General features: G+C 51.1%; 1 protein-coding gene. It reads right to left on the bottom strand.

Translation table 11 applies throughout. The features are described from left to right. Window positions 1-15: 15 nt before the first annotated feature. On the bottom strand, window positions 16-1,509 hold a 1,494-nt coding region (gene tnpC / locus NLX71_RS26215), incomplete at its 5' end, for an IS66 family transposase (RefSeq protein ID WP_254366750.1).

Here is a 1,509-nt window from a genome sequence, read left to right as displayed (position 1 = left end):
GGAATCGAAAATGAATTATTGTATGATCGGTTGTTCTCGGAAAGCTCGTTCAAGAGCGTCTATGATCGTGCGGGTTTGCTTTTTCGCAGTGGAGATGAAACTACGAATACGGCAGAATACTTTGGCTCCTTGTTCACTGCGAAACGACCCGGAAATCTTTTGCTGAACCTTGATCATACGTATATCCCGCTCAGCCTGGTTATTGTCGAACGGTACACTCGGGTCGCACAAGAAAGTCAGTACGGAAAGCCGGTGTGTTTGAAGTCGGTCGAGCAAGTTTTTCGGCTTGCTCTGCTTCGGTTTCCCACGCTTGCCGACAGGCTGCTCCACTGGCGGATTCTGTTTCGCATCTTCCAGACGTCCAACTTCCAGAATGCGATCATATCTTGCGACCATGCGGGAGACCGCTTCCGTCGTCCAGGTTTCTCCGGATTCTACAACCGCCTTGGCTTCCAGAAGCAGGCTGATCATCGCTTTGGCCCAGGACTGCTTTTCCTGTTCCAGCACGAAGATCAGTTCCCGGAGATGATGCGCGTTGCAGAGTGCATGTTCACACTGATCGTACTGAAAATATGGAGCCCATGCATCGTGAACGGCGGTGCCCCGGAAATTCGGAAGTACGCCTGCTGCATCCATCGCTTCCTTCCCGCGCTTGGCGTGGTAGAAATAATGGGTATATTGTTCCGTACTCGCGACATGACACCACTGCGTTTTGCCTTGTACGCGAATGCCGGTTTCATCGAAGTGCGCAACGGGGCTGCTCACAATCCGCTCCTTGATTTCGAGCTCGACCGGCTCCAGATGTTCGTAAAGGGACAGATTGGCGCGTACGATGGTGCCCTCACTGGGCTTGTGCTTAAAGAGATCCTCCATCACTTCGCTTACACGCTTGTAAGGAAGGAGTTGGTATTGACTCAAATAGGCTGTTGTCGCCCGAAATCTTGGACCATACTGAATCGGGGCGGCAACCTCTGCCGGGAATTCGCCCTTGACCACCATGCCGCAAATCTCACAGGATTTGATTTCTACTTGATGTTCGGTGACTTCAAGGCGTAAGAGCGGCAGATCATGAACTTGCCGCCTCTCATAACGGAGGACTGGGGAATGTTCCAGATGATGGCCGTATGCGCAAAGCGTCGCCGGATGAACGACGATATAATCCGGATTTGCGGAGAAAGTGAGCGTGTGGCCCTCATGACCGGTTTGACCGCCTGGCGAACGTTCTCCTTTGACGCGAAGACTCTTCGGCTTTGGTTTCTTATATCCGTCCGATGACGGGGGTTTGCCGGAATTTCGACTGTTCTTGTTTAACTGATCTTCGAGTTGCTTCACGCGCGCTTCCAGCTTTTCAACGGTAGCAAGCAGATTCGTAACGAGCGTTACGATACTTTCAGGATCTTCTTTACACGCTTTAAGAATCTGTTCACGCAACACGCTCTTACACCTCACACACAACCAGAATAAATGAAGACTCTTTCCATGGAACAAGTTTACAAAAAAATCTCCGCC

The sequence above is a fragment of the Paenibacillus sp. MZ04-78.2 genome (genome assembly GCF_024213375.1).
Taxonomy (GTDB): Bacteria; Bacillota; Bacilli; order Paenibacillales; family NBRC-103111; genus Paenibacillus_G.
This window is presented reverse-complemented; position numbering and strand designations above follow the sequence as displayed.